The sequence below is a fragment of the Nocardia pseudovaccinii NBRC 100343 genome, assembly GCF_001613225.1.
In the GTDB taxonomy this organism is placed as follows: domain Bacteria; phylum Actinomycetota; class Actinomycetes; order Mycobacteriales; family Mycobacteriaceae; genus Nocardia; species Nocardia pseudovaccinii.
This window is the reverse complement of record NZ_BDBY01000187.1, coordinates 16,882-36,097: the sequence shown is the minus strand read 5'-3', so window position 1 is coordinate 36,097 and position 19,216 is coordinate 16,882. Positions and strand designations below refer to the sequence as shown.

Genomic DNA, 19,216 nt, shown 5'->3' with positions numbered 1-19,216 from the left:
GGACCGGCCGGCCACAAGGGAGGTGATCACCAGCGCGGTGCAGCCGTGACCGAGCAAGCGGTGTCGATCCTGGCCCGCCACCCATGGGTCGAAGCGGCATGGTGGGACCAAGGCCGAAACGCCGTCCTGGTGCGCCCGGCCGCAGCCGCCGTCGCTGTCCGGCCTGTTCCCGGACCATTGCTCACCGAACATCTCGAGCACTGGCGGCACGTATACGAGTACGTGTACGCCACCGCTCAGGGACGCCACGGCGACGATCTCGACCTGTCCGGATGGCGCGCCTCCGACACCGGCAAGCCCTTTCCGCGCGAGCACATGATCGAGTGGATCGAGCACGCGGTCGCACTGATCCTGCGCGACAAACCACGCGTGGTAATCGAATTAGGTTGTGGCAGTGGTCTGCTCGCCCACCGCGTGCACCGCAGCACCCGCGCCTACGTCGGCATCGATGTCGCCGAACCCGCGGTGCAGCGGCTGCGCGCCCAAGCATTGCCGGGTGTGCGGGTGCTACAGGGTGCCGCGCATGAGCTCACCTCGCCGGCGGTCACCACGGCCCTGCGCGAGGCTACCGACGACGATGCGGCGGCGCCGGATTGCGTGGTGCTCAACAGCGTCACCCAATGCTTCCCCAACGAACAGTATTTGACGGCCGTGCTCGACGACGCGCTCGACCTCGTCGCACCGGGCGGGACCGTGGTCGTCGGCGACATCCGCAATCTCGCCAATGCCAAGGGTTTCGCGCGCTGGCTCGAAACGGCACGCAACCCCGAGTCGACCGAGCCGCAACTGGCCGCGCGGGCCGCCGATCGGCTCGCCGCAGACGAGGAATTGCTCTGCGACCCGAGGCTATTCGCTCGCATCGCCGATCGCCACCGCCGCGATATCCGAACCACCTGCTACGCCAAGCCGTTGCGCGAGGACACCGAACTCACCCGATACCGCTACGACATCGTGTACACCGTCGACGTCCCAGCACCGGAAACGGCTCGCACCATCGAATGGCCCGAGCTAACCGCCGAACGGCTCCGGGACGCCAACCTGACGCGCGAACCCACCCTGGTCACCGGCATTCCGAACGCACTGCTGGATCCGCACGCCCCCGACGCCATCCACCCCGCCGAACTGGCCGCCGCGCTTCCGCCCTCGTGGGCGGTGCTGCTCGACTCCGCCGACGGCCACCTGCTCGCCGTCGGCCCACCGGAGCTCTATCGCGACCGCGATGCCGTGCGCGACAACGACTCGACAGTCGGCAGCAACGATCCCAACACCACATTCGTGCAGCGAAGACTGCCGGAGATCCTGACCGATTACCTGGAGCGCGAACTCCCCACAGCAGCCACACCCGATATCGCGGTAGCACAGGAGCCCACCGTCCCATGACGACAACACCATTCCTCGACCAACTAGACGAGCTGCGCAGCACCTGCCAGGGGGCGGTACTGCTCCCCACCGACCCCGGTTATGACGCGTCCCGGCATACCTGGAACACCGCCGTCGACCACCGGCCCGCGGTGATCGTGCGCTGCGCCGACACCTCGGATATCCATGCGGCCGTGGACTTCGCGCGCCGCCGCGACCTGCCCGTATCGATGCGCGCGGGCGGACACGATGTCGCCGACCACGCCGAAGTCGAGCACTCGATAATGCTCGACCTGTCACCACTGAAGACCATCACCATCGATCCCGTGCACCGCCGCGGCACCGTCGCGCCCGGGGTGACCTGGACCGAGTTCGACCGCGCCGCCCAGGCGCACGGACTGGCGGTCACCGGTGCCGACGTCTCGACGGTCGGGGTGATCGGCACCGCGATGTCCGGGGGAACCGGCTGGCTGCAAAGGGCATTGGGCTTCACCTGTGACAACGTCCTGGCCGCGGATATCGTGCTCGCCGACGGACGACAAGTGCGCGCGGACGCCGACCACCACCCGGACCTGCTCTGGGCGCTCCGCGGCGGTGGCGGCAACTTCGGCGTGGTCACCGGCCTGGAACTGCGACTCCACCCGATCGGCACCGTCTACGCCGGCACCCTGCTGTACCGGTTCGACAAGGCGCGCGCGGTGCTCACCGCCTTCCGCGAATTGTGCGCCACCGCACCGGCCGAGCTGTCCCTGCGGGCCACTCTGATCAACTGGCCGCCCACCGCACCCAAGGGACCACCGATGGCGGCGATCACCGCCTCCTATCTCGGTTCGGCCGAGGACGCCCGCGCGGCATTGCGACCACTGCGCCGGATCGGTGAACCCGAACTCGATCTGATGCGGCCACTGAGTTATCCAGAACTACAGAGCAATACCGAACAGGCCTTCACCGAAGGCCACGCCACCGCGACCGGAACCGAATGGCTGCGCGCACTCGACGACCACACCATCGACGCGCTGATCGACCTCGCCGCCCGGATACCCACACCGCACACCCTGATCTCGATCCATCAACTCGGCGGGGCGACCCGCCGAACAACCAACCAGGCAACGGCATTCAGCTTCCACGAGGCGAACTATCATCTCGTCGTCTTCTCCGGCGCACCGAGTGGTCGCCAGCTGGTGACATCGCAGCGCTGGATCACCGACATCATCGAAACCGTCCAAAACTGCTCGGCCGGCGGCCCCTACCTCGGCATCCTGGACGGATCCAGTTCGCCATCGCGGATCCGCAGCTGTTTCCACCCCGACGCCTACCAACGGCTACAACGCGTCAAAGCCGAATACGATCCGCACAACCTCTTCCGCTGCAACCACAACATCGCACCGGCCGGTGCCCGACCCGACGCCGAGGCGCGATGATCGCCGAACTCGCCGATCACGCCCGCCGCGCGGCCGATGCCGCGACCGCCCTGCCCAACAGCACAGCCGACGCACAGCACTACATTTCGGCCGTCGAGGACCTCGACACCTTCGGACTGCGAGCCATGACCGCCGTGCTACGAGAAGCACTGCCCGACAACACGGTTCGCGATGAAGACGAGATCGCCGCCCATCTGCGGGTGGCGCCACGGCACCGCTGGCTGCTGCGCCGCTGGCTGACCGAACTGACCGCGCGCCGATGGCTGTCCCGGCAATCGGGAGGCAGCTACCGAGCACTGCGCGAGCAGAATATTCCGGCCCGCTCCGAGCTGCGCGAAGTATGCGCCGACCTGGGCTTCGCCCCCGAACTCGCGCAATTCTTCGCCCGCGCTAACCGAGCACTTCCCGAGCTATTGCGCGATCGTGTACTCGCGCAAGAACTCCTGTTTCCCGACGGCGACTTCCGCACCGCCGAAGCGGCCTACCGGACCAACCCGATCAACCACTACCTCAACGCCGCGACCCGCGAGATCATCACCTGGGCCGTGCACGAACTCGAGGCCGAGCGCGCACCGGTGCGAATTCTGGAGCTGGGCGCGGGAGTCGGCGGCACGACCGCCGATATCGTTGCGGCACTGAGCAGTTCGCCGGTCGACTACCACTTCACCGATCTATCGAAATTCTTCCTCGACACCGCACGCGGACAATTCGCCGCCTACCCCTGGATGCGCTACGGCATCGTCGATCTCAACGCCGACCTGCCACAGCAACCCCCATGCGACATCGTGCTGGCCGCGAACGTCCTGCACAATGCGCAGCACTGCGGCCGGATGCTGCACGAACTGCGTGAACTGCTGGCACCGGGCGGCTTCCTGATCTTCGTCGAATCCTGTCGCGAGCATTGCCAATTGCTCACCTCGATGCACTTCCTCATGTCACCGAAACCAGGCGCAACCCCACCCGGCGGCACCGACATCCGCGCCGGAACCGACCGGATCTTCCTCAGCGAACCCCAATGGCTCGACCAGCTCACCCTCGCCGGTCTGCAACCGCAGCTGATGCTGCCCGACGCAGACCATCCACTGGCCACGCTCGGCCAACGCGTCTTCCTCGCCCGCAAACGCCCCTGACCCCAAGGACATCGTGGAGCAATACCGCTGCGACGACTACTACGAGGTCGGCCGCGAAAAGATCCGGGAGTTCGCCCGCGCCATCCAGGACGTCCACCCGACACACTGGGACGACACCGCGGCCGCCACGCTCGGCTACCCAACCCTGTTGGCGCCCTTGACCTTCGCCTCGTCGGTCGCGACCTTCGCACAGCGCGCGATGTTCCGCGAAGCGACGGGAGGCTATGAACCGAGCCGCCTGCTCCATATCGAACAGGAGATACTGTTCCACCGGCCGATCCTCGCCGGCGACCGATTGACCTGGGAACTCACGGTGAACAGCCATCGCGCGGTCGACGGCGGCGACCTCATCGTCGTCACCACCGTCATCAGCGATCGCGATAGCGGCCCGGCGCAGACCGTGCACACCACACTCAGCGGCCGCCGCGGCAACAATGTCACCGACATCATCGAAGCCGCACAACGGGTTTCGATACAGGAGATCGCCCCGCCGATCCAGAGTCCGCGGAAGGTTCCGGCCCCGTTGGCTCTTCCGAACCAGCCGGACGCCGTATCGCCACACCGTCGAGAACTCTCCACCGGACACCAGTTTCCGCGACGGACCTACCGATTGGGCCGCGGCGACCTCGTCAACTATGCCGGAGTCTCCGGCGACAACAACCCGATCCACTGGAGCGACACCGTCTCACGCACCGCAGGCCTGGAAAACGTTGTGGCACACGGCATGCTGACCATGGGCCTCGGCGCCGGATACCTCACCAGCCAGCTCGACGATCCGAGCTGCGTCCGCGAATACACCGTCCGGTTTGCCCGGACAGTCGCCGTCAACTCCCGACACCCAACCGACCTCGAGTTCAGCGGCACCGTGCAATCCATCAACCAGGGCGAACGCACCGCTGTCATCGCACTTACCGCACAAACCGGCGGCCACGACATTTTCAGCCACGCGACAGCCAAGGTACGCCTGGCGTGAAAGCCGTCGCCGTCGACCACTCAACCCCTTACACTTATTGAAAACGATTTCCAGAAAGAGTTGGCGTATGACTACCGATGCCGCGGAACTGGGCGAAATCCAGGAGACACTACTCATCCCGCTCTACGGCCGGGCCACCGAAACCCGAAAACCAGACGGGCTGCTGCACGACGCCAAAGCCGTGGAGATGGTCAAGGCGATCGACTACGACTTCGCCCGCTTCGACGGCGGCCGTAGCCTGCTCGGCGTCGTGCTGCGCACCAGCATGATCGATGCGTGGGTGCAGGATTTCCTCGACGAGCACCCCCAAGGCACCGTCGTCGAAATCGGCGCCGGGCTCAACACCCGCTTCGAACGAGTCGACAACGGCACCCTGCACTGGATCGACCTCGACCTGCCCGATGCCATGAACCTGCGGTCGAAATTCTTCACCGAATCCGACCGCCGCCACATGGTGGCGGCGTCGGTGCTCGAGAAAACCTGGATCGACATCGTCAAGGCCTTTCCCGCACCGTATTTCCTCATCGCCGAGGGCGTGCTGATCTATCTCGACGAACCCGACGTCCGCCGGGCGCTCACTCTCATCACCGCGAACTTTCCCGGCGCACATCTCGTCCTGGACACCTCGGGCCGGTGGATCATCGACCACCAGGACCGCCACGACGCGATGCAAAAAGTGACTGCACGCATGCGGTGGGCCTGCGACGACCCGCGCGAACTCGAACGCTGGCACACCGGCCTACGCACCCTGGAATCCCACGACCTATCCCAACTACCGGACCGGATCCGCCCCCGAGTGCCACTATCGCGCCGCACTATGCTCCGGGCCGTCAGCGCGATCTTCCGCCAGCGCTTCGGCCGCTACAAGGTCAACCTTTACCGCATCGAAAGCCCGGCCAACTGAAACATGAACGCGTCCACGCCAACTCGCCGCAGCGCACCCGAGTCGGACTGATCTCGGCCGCGCGTGCGGTCAAGACGCCGCTGGCCGCCACCGCCCACACGGGTGATGGCGGCCGATCGGTCACGCTCGCGAGTCGAGCAACCGTCCGCGACTCGCGAGAAGGTGCGGGCCGGGCACGAAATCCGGGTCCACTTGCGCAGCCAAGTCTTCCCCGGCCCACGCCCGCGCATTGCGCAGATGGAACTCCACCGCCTGCCGTTGATAGGCCACCCAGTCCCGCGTGGTCGCATCCACCGTAGACCGGATGGTCGCCAGCGCCTGCAGGTTATCGGGTTCCAGCTCGGCGATCGGCCGGATCTGGCCACGTTCGGCCGCCCGCACATGCGCAGAGCGCCCGATCCAGCACAGCAGGTTCTCACCGACCTGCTCACGCAGAAACGCCAAATCATCGTCGTCGCAGACCTTGTTGCCGATCACCGCGATGCGGATGCCGAAATCCTTGGCGTAACCGAGGTACTGGCGATACACACCGACGCTGCGCAACGTCGGCTCGCACACCAAGGCGGTCAGATCGAATCGAGTGAACAAACCGGAAGCGAAGGAGTCCGCACCCGCGGTCATGTCGACCACCACATACTCACCCGGCCCGTCAACCATATGGTTGAGCAGCAGTTCGGCCGCACCAACCTTGGAGTGGTAGCAGGCAACACCCAAGTCCTCCTCGGAGAACGGACCCGTCACCGCCAGTCGAGCACCACCGACCTCGCGGACACACGCGGTGTAGATCGGGTTGCCCTCGATGACGCCGAGCAGCCGCGAACCCGAGCCCGGCGGAGTTGTCTTGATCATCGCATCGGGTGCGCCGATGCGCGGATTGTCACCACGCAGGTAGTCCTTGATCAACGGCAGATGCGCACTGAGCGTCGGAAGAGCCACCGACTCTTCGTCGCTCGCACCCAGCGCGGTAGCCAGATGCTGGTTGATGTCCGCGTCAATGGCCAGCGTGGGCAAACCCCGCTCGACAAGATAGCGGACGAACAGAGACGACAATGTTGTCTTGCCACTGCCACCCTTGCCGACGAAGGCAATCTTCACTGCCAGACACCCACTTCCTTGTCAGAAATGACATTCATATTCACTGCCCCAGCAGGGTAGCGGATAAACGGTTCACGTCAGAGCCTCGGAAGGGTGTGTCTCCTCCAAACAAGCAGACCAGGGATCGCCCACCGATACTGCTGAACAGCAGGCGCATTCGAGAAAAGTCGGCTGTCTCCGAGTTCTTGATGAGACAGCGAATCTCCTCGCTGGTAGTCGACCACTGGAGCTGGCAAACAGGACGTGGCTGCCCCTTCGGTCGGGGCGTCGATACGGAAGACGATCCTGGCACTGTGCGCCGTCCCGGTGACAGTGCTGGTGATGATCTGGTGCATCATCGGCTGGAGCACTGGCACTCCTGTCCCGGCATTGGTCGGGTGGTTGGCGCTGGCTGCCAGAATCACCTGGGATGCCTCCAGGCGGTCAACGGTCAGCCCCGAAACCCCATCTACAAAATCGCCCACATCCCCAACGCCACCCACGACTGAACCGCAGGCCACCCTCGCGACCCGGGCACGGTCAGTTCCGACCCAGCTGGACGGAGCCGACCATGCCCAGTAACACCCTTGTCATGGTCCTGGTCGACCTCCTCATCATCATGGTGGCGGCCAAGACCTTCGGGCGGCTGGCCGAAAAGCTCGGTCAGCCGGCGGTGATCGGCGAGATCAACGCCGGGATTCTCTCCGGGCCCGCACCTGTCCCACGCTCTGTCCCCACCGACGCGCGGCCGGTGCTGGTGCCTCCAACCTCAGCGTCATCGCGTCATGTTCGAGGAATTGTCAAAACCTGTGGATCGGTAGGTTTTAGGCGACCTCCGTTCGGGTGGGGTCGGCCGGGCTGGTCGATGGCGGCGGGGTGATGTCGCGGGGCCGTTCGAGCAGCTTGCCTTTGTGGAACAGGGCGCCGTTGCGGACGAGCGCGACGAGTTCGGGGGCGTTGACCTTTCGCCAGCGGGCCTGGGCGGCCTCGATCAGTTTGTAGGCCATGGCGATTCCGGCCGCGCGGGAGCCCGGCCCTTTGGTGACTTTGGTCCGCAGCCGGACCGAGGCGAAGGTCGACTCGATCGGGTTGGTGGTGCGCAGATGGATCCAGTGCTCGGCCGGGTATTTGTAGAATTCCAGCAGCACGTCGGCGTCGTCGACGATCTTCGCCACCGCTTTGGGATATTTTGCGCCGTAGTCGATTTCGAATGCCTTGATCGCGATCTGCGCCTTGTCGATATCCTCGGCGTTGTAGATCTCCTTCATCGCTGCTATCGCGCCGGGATGCGTCGATTTGGGCAGCGAGGCAAGCACATTCGCCGATTTGTGGAACCAGCAGCGCTGTTCGCGGGTTTCGGGGAACACATCGCGCAACGCCCGCCAGAACCCGAGCGCGCCGTCACCGACCGCCAGCACCGGCGCAGTCATGCCACGGCGGCGGCAATCACGCAGCAGATCGGCCCACGACTCGGTCGATTCCCGGTAGCCGTCGCTGATCGCCACCAACTCCTTGCGGCCGTCAGCCCGGACGCCGAGCATCACCAGCAGGCACAGTTTCTCCTGCTCGAGGCGCACTTTCGTGTGGATACCGTCAACCCAGAGGTAGACGAAATCGGTGCCCGACAGATCTCGGGAGGCGAAGGAGCGGGTTTCGTCCTGCCATGTCGCGGTCAGTCGTGTGATCGACGCGGCCGACAACCCGGCCCCGGAACCGAGGAACTGCTCGAGGGCCGGACCGAAGTCCCCGGTGGACAACCCGTGCAGATACAGCAGCGGCAACACCTCGCTGACCTGCGGCGATTTCCGTGCCCAGGCGGGCAGGATCGCCGAGGAAAACCGTTGCCGTTCACCGGTTTCCGGGTCGACTCGCTTGTCGTTCACCCGAGGCGCTTTTACCGTCACCGCACCCGCCGAGGTGAGGACTTCCCGCTCGGCGTGGTAGCCGTTGCGGACCACCTGGCGGTGGCCGTTCTCGTCGAGCTGGTCGGCGAACTGGGCGACATAGGCGGCGACCTCGGCCTTCAAGGCGGCGGCGAGCATCTGCCGGGCACCGTCGCGGACGATCTCATCGAGCAGCGACCGCGTCGCACCGGCCTGCTCGTCGCCGCAGGAGATGTTCTGAACTACCGTAAGCACGGACGTACCTTCCCGACCGGCGTTGGCGCGCCGGCATGATCAAGACTTCGGACTGATAGATCATCCGGGAAGGTGCGTCCTTCCCGTCATCCACAGACCTCCGATTCCGCTAAATGTCAAGCGGCAGCTGGTTCTTGCGGTGTGCTGGCAGGGTGGCTGAAAGCTTTGACGGGGTCGAAGGTTTGACGGTTTTGCAGGCAGTGGTAGAGCTGGCCGATCATCTTGTTGAACAGGTGCCGCAGGGCGGCAGCGTGGCGGTCGCCGTGATCTCTGCGTTTGCGGTAGTGCTGCCGGGCGGGTCCGGGGTTGATGGAGGCGTAGGTGGCCCAGACCCAGCCCACGGCGGCGAGTCGGTCGTTCTTGATCCGGCGGTGGGTTATGGAGGTGACCTTGCCCGACGCCCTGGTGACCGGCGCGGATCCGGCATAGGCCTTCAGTGCGCGGTCGTCGGCGAACCGGTCGCGGTCGTCGCCGATCTCGGCGAGGACACGGGCTCCGGTCAGGTCGGCCAGGCCGGGAAAGCTGGTGATGACGGTGTAGTCGGGGTGTTTGCGGAATTCTTCGGCGGCGGCCTGTTCCAGGTCGTCGGCACCCGTGCAGGCGGCATCGAGCATCCCGAGCAGAGCCAGCGCTTGGCGGCCCATTGCCTTCTCGACGAGGTCGGGCTGGCGCAGCTGCGAGGTGCGTAGGCGTTGAAGAATATCGTCGGCGAGGTTGTCGATGCCGCGCTTGCGGCCGGCACGGCGCAGCGCGGTGGCGATGCGGGTTCTGGTGAGTTTGGCCGCGTGCGCGGGCGTGGGCGCGATGGCCAGGATCGCACGGGCGTCCGGTTTGGCCAGGTTGGTGGCGGACTTCCCGGCGAAGGCGTCGAGGAACGCCGGATAGTACTCGCGCAGGATCGACCGCAGCTCGTTGCTGGCCTTGCTGCGTCGCCAGACAGCATCCTGCTGGGCACGAGCAAGAACCGAAATCGCTTGGGCCAGTTCGCTGTCGGCGGGCAACTGCCGGTGCACATGGGCGTCGACGCGCAAGATGTTCGCCAGCGTCATCGCATCGGCGTGATCAGACTTCGCGCGGGCCACCGAGCGCCTCTCCCGATAGCGCGCCGCAGCCATCGGGTTGATCGCGAACACCGGGCGCCCGGTCGCGCGCAGGGCGGCCACCATCAGCCCGCGCGGGGTCTCGATCGCGATTGGGATCGGATCGTCGGGATCGTCGCCGGCGTCGGCCAGCATCTCGGTCAATACGATGAATCCCGCCGGGTCGTCGCTGATGCGTTTCTTGGCCACCAGCTTTCCGTCGCGGTCGACGATTGCGATGTCGTGATGCCCTTCGGCCCAGTCGATTCCGCAGGAGCAGCTCAATCCAGTACCTCCATCAGGTCGGGTTTTCCGCGGGTCCGACACCCGGGCAGGAACGCGCAGCGCCCTACTTACGAGCCTCACAGGGCTTGCCTCCGATGAGCTGTTCGCGATCCCAGCGCACCCGCACGGCGCCGGTCTTGATCAGAGCTCCACGGCTCTCGAGCAGATGGGGCGTCCGGTCGCGCGGGCGGGCTCGAACCACGAGCAATTCCACCGGGTCCACACCGGTTCGGACGGGAGGACACACCGTGCCATCCCGTTCGAACCGGCCAAACCACCCCGGCGCTCACGGTCTGACATAAGGGCTTTCGCCCAAGATCGGGGTAGGAGTCGCCGCGGCGGCGGTCAACGAACGGTGCACCGACGGTCCGGCACCAAGCCTGTGGATAGACCTACACGCGGCCCTGTTTTGATCAGGTGTCTCGTGCCGCCGGGACACCGTTCACCTATAAGTAGGTCTTGATCATTTCTCGTCATGTTCGGCGCCGGGCTCTCTCCAAGCCAGGCTTCCGCAACGACGACTCACGACTGCGCGCAACACGCGGGCGAACCCCCGCCACCATCCGCGAAACTGAGATCTGAAGCAAGAACCACGCGAGTTTCAATGGTGCAGAGGATGGTTCATGTGTTTCGGCGGCTGCGATGTTGGGACCTAGTCTTGCGCGGTGAACTCGAAACGGCATTCGGCGACATCCTGGTTGGCGCCGATCGCCGCGCCGCGAACCCAAAGGCCTGTCTTGATCAGTCGCATCAGACCAGTGATCCGATGGGACGCGTCAGCGGAAGCGTTCTACATCTTCACGACCCTGGCGGTTGACAATCCCAACATGAATGAACTGCGTGGGGTCTCGCGACGATCATCGATGGCGCGTTCTGGCCCATCCCTGAGGCCCTGCGACGTAACGTGCGAGGATTGACGTGCCGCAGCTGGATGTAGGTGCGGCTGTGCCGGTAGTGGTACTTCTCGCGGGGACGAGCCTATGGGGGCTCTTCAGTGCGGGTCTCGCTGTGCTGGACTCTGGGGGAGCCGGGCCTTTGGTGGCGTTGGGCGGGGCGATTCCGCTGCTGGTTATCGCAACTCTCGGCGGCCGCCGGCCTTGGCGTGAACTGCGCTCGCACCCAAGAATTTACGTCCAACTCGGCCTGCTCGAGGCCGCGAACCTCTCGCTGTATATCGCGGCGCTCGCGATCGGGCCCGTCCCCGTGGTCGTCGCCCTACACCTTGCTTCCCCGATAATGCTGCTATCTCTCGCCGTGCTCACCCGGAAACGGAAAATGAGCGCGGTAATAGTCGCCGAAGTGCTCTTGCTCGCCGCGGCTATCGCCCTCGTCTCGGCACGATCCGGCGCCCACGTCGGCGCGGGTATGGCGCTGATCGGCTGCGGACTGGCCCTGGCGAGCGCGGCTACGGTGACGACGTTGATCACCTTGGTGGCCCGGGAGTCTCGCCATCGCGATCCGACCGTGTCGGCCGGGCTCCAACTGACCGCCGCCGCAGCCTTCACCGCGCCCTTGCTGACAACGACCACCAGGGACTGCGAGCACATGCTCGCCGAACTAGCACTCGGTGCGGGGCTGCTCGCTCCAGGGCTGGCACTGTACTGGCGGGCGATGCCTCGACTGTCTGCTCCTATAGCCGGTGCGGTCGGAGTGAACGAAGCGATCGTGGCCTCGGGTGTCGTTGCGGCACTGGACAGATCGCAGATTTCGCTGGCGACGGCACTGAGTGGGCTCCTCGTCGCTGCAGCGATAGTGTTGGATGCCAGGTGTTTTGACGGGAACCGGCCAGCTGAATGAGACGTACTGCCTTCGCGGTCAGGGCTTCTCCATCATCGAAAGAGGTTCTATATGTTGCGCTCACTTCTGGGCATCGACCACACGGACCCGCAGGAGACCACGCCTGCCGATCACGCACCCACGATCACAAACACCACGGCAGCCATCACATACCTCGTGATGGGTACCGCGGCTGGGATCACCATCGTGACCTTGGCCTTGATCCTTGCCGAGCCCCTGGGAAAGGTTGCCAGCGGAGCGCTGGTTGCCTGGGGAACGCTGTTCGTCGTTCTCGGAATCCGCGGGTTTATGGCGACCACGCGCCGAGCCAGGAGATGACCGAATGATAGCGCCGCCTGAATCTGCGCTCAGTCGGAGAACCTCACTCAGAATCGCGGCGGCCACAGCTGCCAGAGCACACCTCGCTGGGCCGGAATCTGCAGCGGCCTGAACTGACCGGCATCATCTCCGAGCGCCCGGGAGCCTCACCGGGCCGCCCCATGCTGCGAAGTGGTCATGACGCACTGCTGGGCTGACCTGGGCGATCCGCCGGGCCGCTAGGTCTGGGCTGCAGCTGCGGGCCACTGTGACGAGCCTGGGCCGGGTGCGGCGAACCGGCGGCGGAGAGGGGCGTACTGCTTGGGACAGCCAGGAAAGTCTGCGCGGCGGGCGGGACCTGTCATTTCCGCAGGTAGTCGGGCAGTCTGGTGTGTGGCGTCACGCCTTCTTGCCTCGATTTCGTGACAGGTTTTCGCTACACTTTCCTGTCATGAGGGCTGCAGTAGGTGACGCCGGTAAGGCGTTGGCGACGGTCCCGGTTGGCAGCTTCGTGCACACTAACCGCCTGCCGGGGACAGTCGATGCTGCGAACTCGGCGGTCAAGCGCGCGCACCAGCGTGGAGAGCTGGTGCGCATCCGTAAAGGCTTGTACTTCAAGGGCGCGAAGACCCGCTACGGCACCACCCGGCCCTCCGCCGAAGCCATCGCCGTCGAGGTGCTGGGCACCATTGGAGCCGGACCGACAGGGTTCACCGCGGCGCGCGCGTTCGGTTTGACCACACAGGTCCCGGCCAAGCCGACCATGGTCGTGACCGGATCGGTGCCGACAGCGGTGCCGGGGGTAAAGGTGTCCAAGCGCAGCAACCTCAAGCGGCTGGGGTTGAGGTCGCTCGAGATCGCCACGCTCGAACTGCTGCGCGGTGACTGGGAGACCACTGTCGATGGTGGCTGGTCCGCGCTCGCGGAGGCGATTGGCAAAGCGGTGGCCACCGGCAAGCTACGGTGGCGAAAACTCGCGACCGCAGCGGAGGGTGAGCGTTCTCCGGCGTTGCGCGACAACCTGCGGCGCCTGGGTGAGGATTTGCAGGTATCGGGCATGCTGGCCTAATGCCTCCTCTGCTGCGTGAGCACCCCGACGAGCTGGCCGCGCTGATCGCTTCGGCTGCACAGCAACTCGGCCTCGACCAGTCCTACCTCGAGAAGGACTTCTGGGCCATGGAAGTTCTACGAGCATGCACCTTCCCGGTCGAGGTCACCGGGCAAGCCGGAAACGGCACGGTGACAGTGATATTCAAGGGCGGTACCTCGCTGTCGCGGGCCTATGACCTGATCGAACGGTTTTCCGAGGACATCGACCTGCTGGTCGCATTCCCAGACGTCGGTGCTGGTCTCGGTACGAAGGACAAGGTGCTCAAAGGCCTGCGCGATGCCGTCACCGCGCACCTTGGCCTGCCCGAGGAAGCGATCGTGCCGAAAGAGGTGACGACGGGAGTCAAACGCAACGTCAGCTACCTCTACCCGGCGCAGGCCACGGCTTCGCCGGCCGCAGCGGACGCAATCAAGGAAGGCGTGCTGCTCGAGATGGGCACCCGAGGCGGAACCTTCCCGACTCGACGTCACGAGATCCGCTCCCTCGTAGCCGATTTCGCGATCAAACACTTCGGTGACACCGCGGATACGTGGGCAGAGTTCAACCAGTTTACAGTCGAGGTACTCGCACCCGAACGGACACTGTTCGAGAAGCTGGCGGCACTGCACGACGGGGTCTCACGCGCGCCCGAGGAGAAGGCCCTTGCTGCTCTGCAGCGTAATGCGCGCCACCTCTACGACATCCACTGCCTGCTCAGCGACGCGCAGGTGCTCGCCGCGCTCAATGCGCTCGGCACTGACGGGATCGCGCAGTTGTGCGCTGACGTTGATGAGCACAGCGCCGCGGCAGGGTTCAGCCACACCCCGCGCCCGGCCGGAGGCTTCGCGGTCAGCCCGCTTGTCGCCGACGAACATCCCGGCAGGCCAGCCCTCGAGGTCGGCTACCAGCGCGCGATGCAGCTGGTGTACGGCGCTCAGCCGTCAATGCTGGACTGCCTGGAATCGATCCGCGCTAACGCCCGCATCCTGTAACTGGGAGGTTGGTCCGCGGCGCACGGCCAACACATACATCAACACGGCCCCGCTGGCGACGCAGGCAAGGTACCGAGGTTCGACCGTGAGCCGTTGTCGTACGAGGTGACTTCGCGCGGTGTGTTGGTGAGCGCGCTCGACCCATTTGACCAGGCAAAATGGCACGTCCCTCGGGGAAGGTGGCGAGACCTGGCCCCGGGATCCACCTCGTCGTGCCGGATATCATTTTTCTGCTCCCCGCATCGCGACGACGACCCCAAACCTCGTCGTCATGGGACAGGCCAAGTGGAGCGAGATGGGTTGTGAATCAGCGCGAGTCCGAGACCATTCGGTCCTCGTCGTCCGAGGTGGGTGGTCGGCCTCGGAGTCAGGCCAGCGCTGCGGCAGGGGTTCACGATGGCGGGCAGGTCCGACATCAAGTTCGGCTCTCACGATCGGGATAGCACTCCGGCAACGATGCCGCAGTTCGCTACAGAGACGATCGGCAGCGGACTTCACCGTTGGTGCGACTGTCATCTCGAGCGGCGTCGGGCGCCAGATCGGGGTGTCCGCGTCGACCGAGTAGACGTGACGGTGGCTTGCCGGTCCTTGAGAGCGGCGCGCTCGTCGTGCCGGATCCCCGCCGGGTGAACAAGCCCGGGTGAACAAGCCCGGGTGAGCAGCCGGATCGCGCACAGCGTGACCGACAACAAGACGGATCTCTTGGCCGGATTCCTTTCTGCCGCTCACTCCTTTGGTCGTTACCACCACAAGGTCCAGTTCCGGTGAGTTTTACTTTATCCCCGTAACGGGTGTATTGTTTGGCGACAAGTCGCTGGGCAGCACACCATAGGAGACCAAATGCAAATGAACATCCACAGCCTCGGAGCCGGTGCAACCACATCTGATCGCCCCCGCGACGACGTTTCACCTGGGTGTCGGTGGGTGTCGGTAGCGTCGGGCGCTGTGGAAACTGGGGAGCATATCCAAGAGCTCGCGGAGCGCATTGTGGCGCTGCGCGACGCCTATTACCAGGGCTCGCCGCTGGTCGCGGACGCCGAGTACGACGCGATCGAGGACGAGCTACGCGGCCTGATCGAGGCACACCCCGACCTCACGCCCGACCCGAATCCGCTCGAGCAGGTCGGTGCGCCCGCCGTGCTGCACGCCCCGATCCGGCACTCGCGTCCGATGCTGTCACTCGAGAAGGCAACCAAGCCCGATCAGGTCGCGGCGTTCTTCGATCGCTTTGCCGGCCAGTCGGTGGTGGTAATGCCGAAACTCGACGGCTTGTCCCTGGCCCTGGTCTTCGAGGACGGGCGGCTGGTGCGTGCGGTGACCCGGGGTGATGGCACCACCGGGGACGACGTGACCGTACTGGTCCGCGCGTTGGTCGATGGTGTTCCCGAGCGGATCGACGTCCCGGGGCGGGTGGAGGTGCGTGGCGAGGCGGTAATGCTGCGTTCGACCTTCCTCGCCTACAACACGGCGCATCCGGACAAGCCGCTGATCAATCCTCGCAACGCCGCAGCCGGCACCCTGCGTGCGAAGGACCCAGCCACAGTTTCCGAGCGTCGCCTGCAGTTCTTCGGTTTCGACTTGGATACCTCTGCGGACAGCGCTGCGGTCGACCTCGGGGAGGGCCTGCGGACACTGGGGATCGCAGGCGCCCAGATGCGGCTCTGCGCCGACGCCGAGCAAGCCCAGGCGGCGATCAGCGCGATCGAGCAAGGTCGCAACGAGCTCGACTACGACATCGACGGCGCGGTGCTGCGGCTGGCCGACCGTGGTGCCTACGCGGCGGCCGGGACTCGATCGAGCTCCCCGCGTGGCGCGCTGGCGTTCAAGTTCGCCGCCGAGGAAAAGACCACGTTGCTGGGCGACGTGGTCTGGGACGTCGGCAAGACGGGCAAGATCGTCCCGGTCGCGTGGCTCGAGCCAGTGTTCGTGGGCGGCACGACGGTCACGAAGGCCACGCTGGCCAACCAAGAGGTGATCCGCGCCCGCGACATCAAGGTCGGTGACACCGTGCTGGTGCGCCGCGCGGGTGACGTGATCCCGTTCGTGGCGGGCGTGCTCGACGCCTCCAAACGCACGGGCTCCGAGCGCGAGATCGTGCCGCCCACCGCCTGTCCATCGTGCGAGCAGCCGGTGACCGAGCAGGGCAACAGCCGAGAGTTGTTCTGCACCAACGTCTCCTGCCCCGCGCAGACGGTGCGCAGGCTCATCCACTGGGCATCGCGGGCGGCGGCCGACATCGACGCCATCGGGCCGGTGTGGATCGAACGCCTGGCCGAGGCGGGCATCCTGGAGCGCCCGTCGGACTTCTACATGCTGACAAAGGAGCGCCTGCTCGAGTTCGACCGCATCGGCGAGGTCTCAGCCGCGCGCATGATCGACTCGATCGATGCCAGCCGCCAGGTCGGGCTGCGTCGTGCGCTGATCGGCTTGGCGATCCCGATGGCCTCCGACGGCACCGCCGCGCGCCTGGCCCGGGCGGGATTCGGCTCGCTGGAGGAGGTCGCCGACGCGGGCGAGGAACGGCTCGTGGCGGTGGAGGATATCGGACCGAAGGTCGCCGCTTCCCTGGCCGCGCACTTGGATCGCCTGCGCCCGGAACTGGAGCGGCTACGACAGGCGGGCGTCTCCCTGGACGTGCGCGAGGAGGACCTACCCCCGGTCGTCGCGGCTGGCGCGCCCCTGCAAGACAAGACGGTGGTAATCACCGGCGCTATCAGCGACCCGCGCTCCGGCGAAAAAGTCGCCCGCCCGACCTTCCAACGCCTGTGTGAGAAGGCGGGCGCGACGGCAGCGTCCTCGGTCTCGGCGAACACCGACCTGCTCATCACCGGCGCGGGAGTCGGCGAGAGCAAGCTGACCAAGGCGAAGAAACTCGGCGTCGAGATCGTCGACCAAGGCGATATCTGGAACCTGCTGATCGCCGCCAAGGTCGTATAGACCTCGGGGCGCCCGGCCTGGCCTCATCGGCCGGAACCTGCCGCCGAAGTGGCTCGTGGCGCTGTGTTCGGTTCTCGGCGCGGGCCATTTCGGCCACAAGACTTCACCGATCTCCATACAGTCCGATTTGCGCGCCGAACTGAGCAAAGAACGCAAGGTCACGCACTAATCGGCACTACACGGCGTTCCAGCGGCAGCGACGATCGTTTGTGCAGTTCAGGATGCTTTTACGAACCATACTCCGGCACTTTGATGTCGTGAGGGGCGAGATCGGGGCGTATCCCACGGAAGCTCGGATGCCGGAACACGCCGTCGGCGGTGAACTCTCGGTACCGCACGCTGACTACGAGGATGTGGTCCACCCAAGATTGCTGTGCCCCAATCTTTTTCGGATCCGGGTTCGTCAACGGGCTGGTGGTGCGACCGATCTCGTCGAGAGCAGCTCGAATGGCGCGCCGGGCCGCCCGCGAGAACCCGGTGCCGACGCTGCCGACGTAGACCAGGTGCCCCGCGTCGTCGTACGCGCCCAGCGCGAGTGCGCCGAAGGTGTCGCGGTTCGCGCCGCTGCCGGGCAAAGCGGCAACGATCAGGGCGTCGGCCGTCTGCCAGATCGGGCTCTTCACCCAGGTGGCATGCCTCCCCGGCCGGTACAAAGAATCGGTTCTTTTACTGAGAATGCCCTCGATTTGCTCAGTGCGTGCCACCTCGAGCATCCGGTCGGGATCCACGAGGAAGTAGGGGGGAGTGCGCACAAACGGTCCTTCGAGGCCCAGGTCGTCGAGTCGATCGCGGCGAGCAAGGTACGGCAGCGTCGTTGTCGATCGATCCTGGAGCCACAGCAAGTCGAAGACGAACAGCTGGGTCGGAACTGCGGCTATCCGCTGGGCACTGGGTCGGGCCCCGAGCCGACGCTGTAGTCGGCCGAAGTTCGGGCGGCCTGTGGTGGGGTCCGGCGCTACGATCTCTCCGTCGACGATCATCCGGGCCCCTGCGAGCGCCAGCACTCCATCGGCGATATCAGGGAACGAACCGGTCAGATCTCGACCGTTGCGACTGAAGATCGTGCACCTTCCGGCCTCACAGCGCACCAGGCTGCGAAACCCGTCCCATTTGAATTCCCGGACCCACTCAGGTCCGGGCGGAGGGATCCCCGTCACCGCCAGCATCGGCGGCACCGGCACCGACAACACATGGCCGAGCATACGTGCAGCAAACACAGGGACTGTCAGACCGTGACAATCAGCGCGGTGCTGTTGCTCCAGCGGCTGCTGTAGTCCTGAAAGGCCAGGTTAAATTAACTTTGTAACTAGTTAGAAAGTTGGTAGTATTGGGTGGTGAAGCGCTGAAAGACGGCCAGTGTCGGCGCCATGTTGTGAGTGCTTGAGGAAGCTGAAACGGGAGACCTCGAATGTTGCAGATCCGCCTTGGCAAGCAACGGCCCGCGCGACAGCCCGACCCGCTCGGCCGTGACTCGATTGGATACCGGGCCGGCATGACCGAGCAGGAAGTCTGGGAAGCCGGCCGTGGGGTCTGGAAGTTGCAGGCCAAGCGCGCGCTCGAGCAGCGTGAACTGCAGATCATCGACCTCAGCGACACCGTGCGAGCGGTCGGCAGAATCACCGGCCTGTCCCGGCACGAGGACCGATACGCGGTGGAAGGGGAACTCCTCCTTGGTGATCCGCGTGTCGGAAAGCTCACCGATCAGGCTCATCCTTCCCGTAACTCCGTCGCCTACTTCGA

14 protein-coding genes are annotated in these 19,216 nt (G+C 65.4%); 9 read left to right on the top strand and 5 right to left on the bottom strand.

Annotation, left to right across the window (positions count from 1 at the left end; all coding sequences use genetic code 11):
- Positions 1–45: 45 nt before the first annotated feature.
- The 5 genes from NP3_RS23620 (at position 46) to NP3_RS23600 (ending at position 5,787) form a co-directional block, all read left to right on the top strand.
- Positions 46–1,380, top strand: coding sequence for a class I SAM-dependent methyltransferase (locus NP3_RS23620; protein ID WP_063824879.1), 1,335 nt, complete (start codon positions 46–48; stop codon positions 1,378–1,380).
- On the top strand, positions 1,377–2,780 hold the full coding sequence (locus NP3_RS23615; RefSeq protein WP_063043783.1) for an FAD-binding oxidoreductase: 1,404 nt from the start codon (positions 1,377–1,379) through the stop codon (positions 2,778–2,780). Before NP3_RS23620 ends, NP3_RS23615 begins: the two co-directional genes overlap by 4 nt.
- Positions 2,777–3,910, top strand: coding sequence for a class I SAM-dependent methyltransferase (locus NP3_RS23610; protein WP_063043782.1), 1,134 nt, complete (start codon positions 2,777–2,779; stop codon positions 3,908–3,910). The genes NP3_RS23615 and NP3_RS23610 overlap by 4 nt, the downstream gene beginning before the upstream one ends.
- A gap of 13 nt (positions 3,911–3,923) precedes the next feature.
- Positions 3,924–4,883, top strand: a complete 960-nt coding sequence (locus NP3_RS23605; protein ID WP_063043781.1) for a fused (3R)-hydroxyacyl-ACP dehydratase subunits HadA/HadB — start codon at positions 3,924–3,926, stop codon at positions 4,881–4,883.
- A 67-nt stretch (positions 4,884–4,950) separates the two neighbouring features.
- Positions 4,951–5,787: a class I SAM-dependent methyltransferase gene (locus NP3_RS23600; RefSeq protein WP_063043780.1), complete on the top strand. Its 837-nt coding sequence runs from the start codon at positions 4,951–4,953 to the stop codon at positions 5,785–5,787.
- Positions 5,788–5,907: 120 nt separating this feature from the next.
- Here NP3_RS23600 and NP3_RS23595 read toward each other — a convergent pair whose 3' ends face one another.
- The 3 genes from NP3_RS23595 to NP3_RS23580 all read right to left on the bottom strand — a co-directional run bounded on the left by NP3_RS23595 (position 5,908) and on the right by NP3_RS23580 (position 10,363).
- Positions 5,908–6,882 carry an ATP-binding protein gene (locus NP3_RS23595; RefSeq protein WP_063043779.1) on the bottom strand — a complete coding sequence of 325 codons (975 nt, stop codon included), beginning with the start codon at positions 6,880–6,882 and terminating at the stop codon, positions 5,908–5,910.
- Between the two features lie 803 nt (positions 6,883–7,685).
- A complete protein-coding gene (locus NP3_RS23585; protein ID WP_063043777.1) occupies positions 7,686–8,999 on the bottom strand; it encodes an IS256 family transposase in 1,314 nt (437 codons plus the stop codon).
- A gap of 116 nt (positions 9,000–9,115) precedes the next feature.
- Positions 9,116–10,363, bottom strand: coding sequence for an IS110 family RNA-guided transposase (locus tag NP3_RS23580; protein ID WP_063043776.1), 1,248 nt, complete (start codon positions 10,361–10,363; stop codon positions 9,116–9,118).
- Between the two features lie 918 nt (positions 10,364–11,281).
- Between NP3_RS23580 and NP3_RS23575 the strand changes: the two genes are divergently transcribed.
- The 4 genes from NP3_RS23575 to ligA all read left to right on the top strand — a co-directional run bounded on the left by NP3_RS23575 (position 11,282) and on the right by ligA (position 17,476).
- Positions 11,282–12,160, top strand: a complete 879-nt coding sequence (locus NP3_RS23575; RefSeq protein WP_157124491.1) for a DMT family transporter — start codon at positions 11,282–11,284, stop codon at positions 12,158–12,160.
- Positions 12,161–12,908: 748 nt separating this feature from the next.
- Positions 12,909–13,526 (top strand): DUF6088 family protein, encoded by a 618-nt coding sequence (locus NP3_RS23565; protein ID WP_063043773.1) that lies wholly within the window; start codon positions 12,909–12,911, stop codon positions 13,524–13,526.
- Positions 13,526–14,539, top strand: coding sequence for a nucleotidyl transferase AbiEii/AbiGii toxin family protein (locus NP3_RS23560; RefSeq protein ID WP_063043772.1), 1,014 nt, complete (start codon positions 13,526–13,528; stop codon positions 14,537–14,539). The genes NP3_RS23565 and NP3_RS23560 overlap by 1 nt, the downstream gene beginning before the upstream one ends.
- Before the next feature lie 945 nt (positions 14,540–15,484).
- Positions 15,485–17,476: an NAD-dependent DNA ligase LigA gene (gene ligA / locus NP3_RS23555; protein WP_063043771.1), complete on the top strand. Its 1,992-nt coding sequence runs from the start codon at positions 15,485–15,487 to the stop codon at positions 17,474–17,476.
- Between the two features lie 227 nt (positions 17,477–17,703).
- Here ligA and NP3_RS23550 read toward each other — a convergent pair whose 3' ends face one another.
- Positions 17,704–18,678: an ATP-dependent DNA ligase gene (locus NP3_RS23550; protein WP_063043770.1), complete on the bottom strand. Its 975-nt coding sequence runs from the start codon at positions 18,676–18,678 to the stop codon at positions 17,704–17,706.
- 104 nt (positions 18,679–18,782) lie between these two features.
- Positions 18,783–19,187: a hypothetical protein gene (locus NP3_RS48180; protein ID WP_157124490.1), complete on the bottom strand. Its 405-nt coding sequence runs from the start codon at positions 19,185–19,187 to the stop codon at positions 18,783–18,785.
- Positions 19,188–19,216 lie beyond the last annotated feature (29 nt).

Coding starts and splice junctions, on each gene's coding strand:
- NP3_RS23615 (WP_063043783.1), top strand. CDS start 1,377: ATGACGACAACACCATTCCTCGACCAACTAGACGAGCTGCGCAGCACC.
- NP3_RS23610 (WP_063043782.1), top strand. CDS start 2,777: ATGATCGCCGAACTCGCCGATCACGCCCGCCGCGCGGCCGATGCCGCG.
- NP3_RS23600 (WP_063043780.1), top strand. CDS start 4,951: ATGACTACCGATGCCGCGGAACTGGGCGAAATCCAGGAGACACTACTC.
- NP3_RS23565 (WP_063043773.1), top strand. CDS start 12,909: ATGAGGGCTGCAGTAGGTGACGCCGGTAAGGCGTTGGCGACGGTCCCG.
- NP3_RS23560 (WP_063043772.1), top strand. CDS start 13,526: ATGCCTCCTCTGCTGCGTGAGCACCCCGACGAGCTGGCCGCGCTGATC.
- NP3_RS23550 (WP_063043770.1), bottom strand. CDS start 18,678: ATGCTCGGCCATGTGTTGTCGGTGCCGGTGCCGCCGATGCTGGCGGTG.
- NP3_RS48180 (WP_157124490.1), bottom strand. CDS start 19,187: ATGAGCCTGATCGGTGAGCTTTCCGACACGCGGATCACCAAGGAGGAG.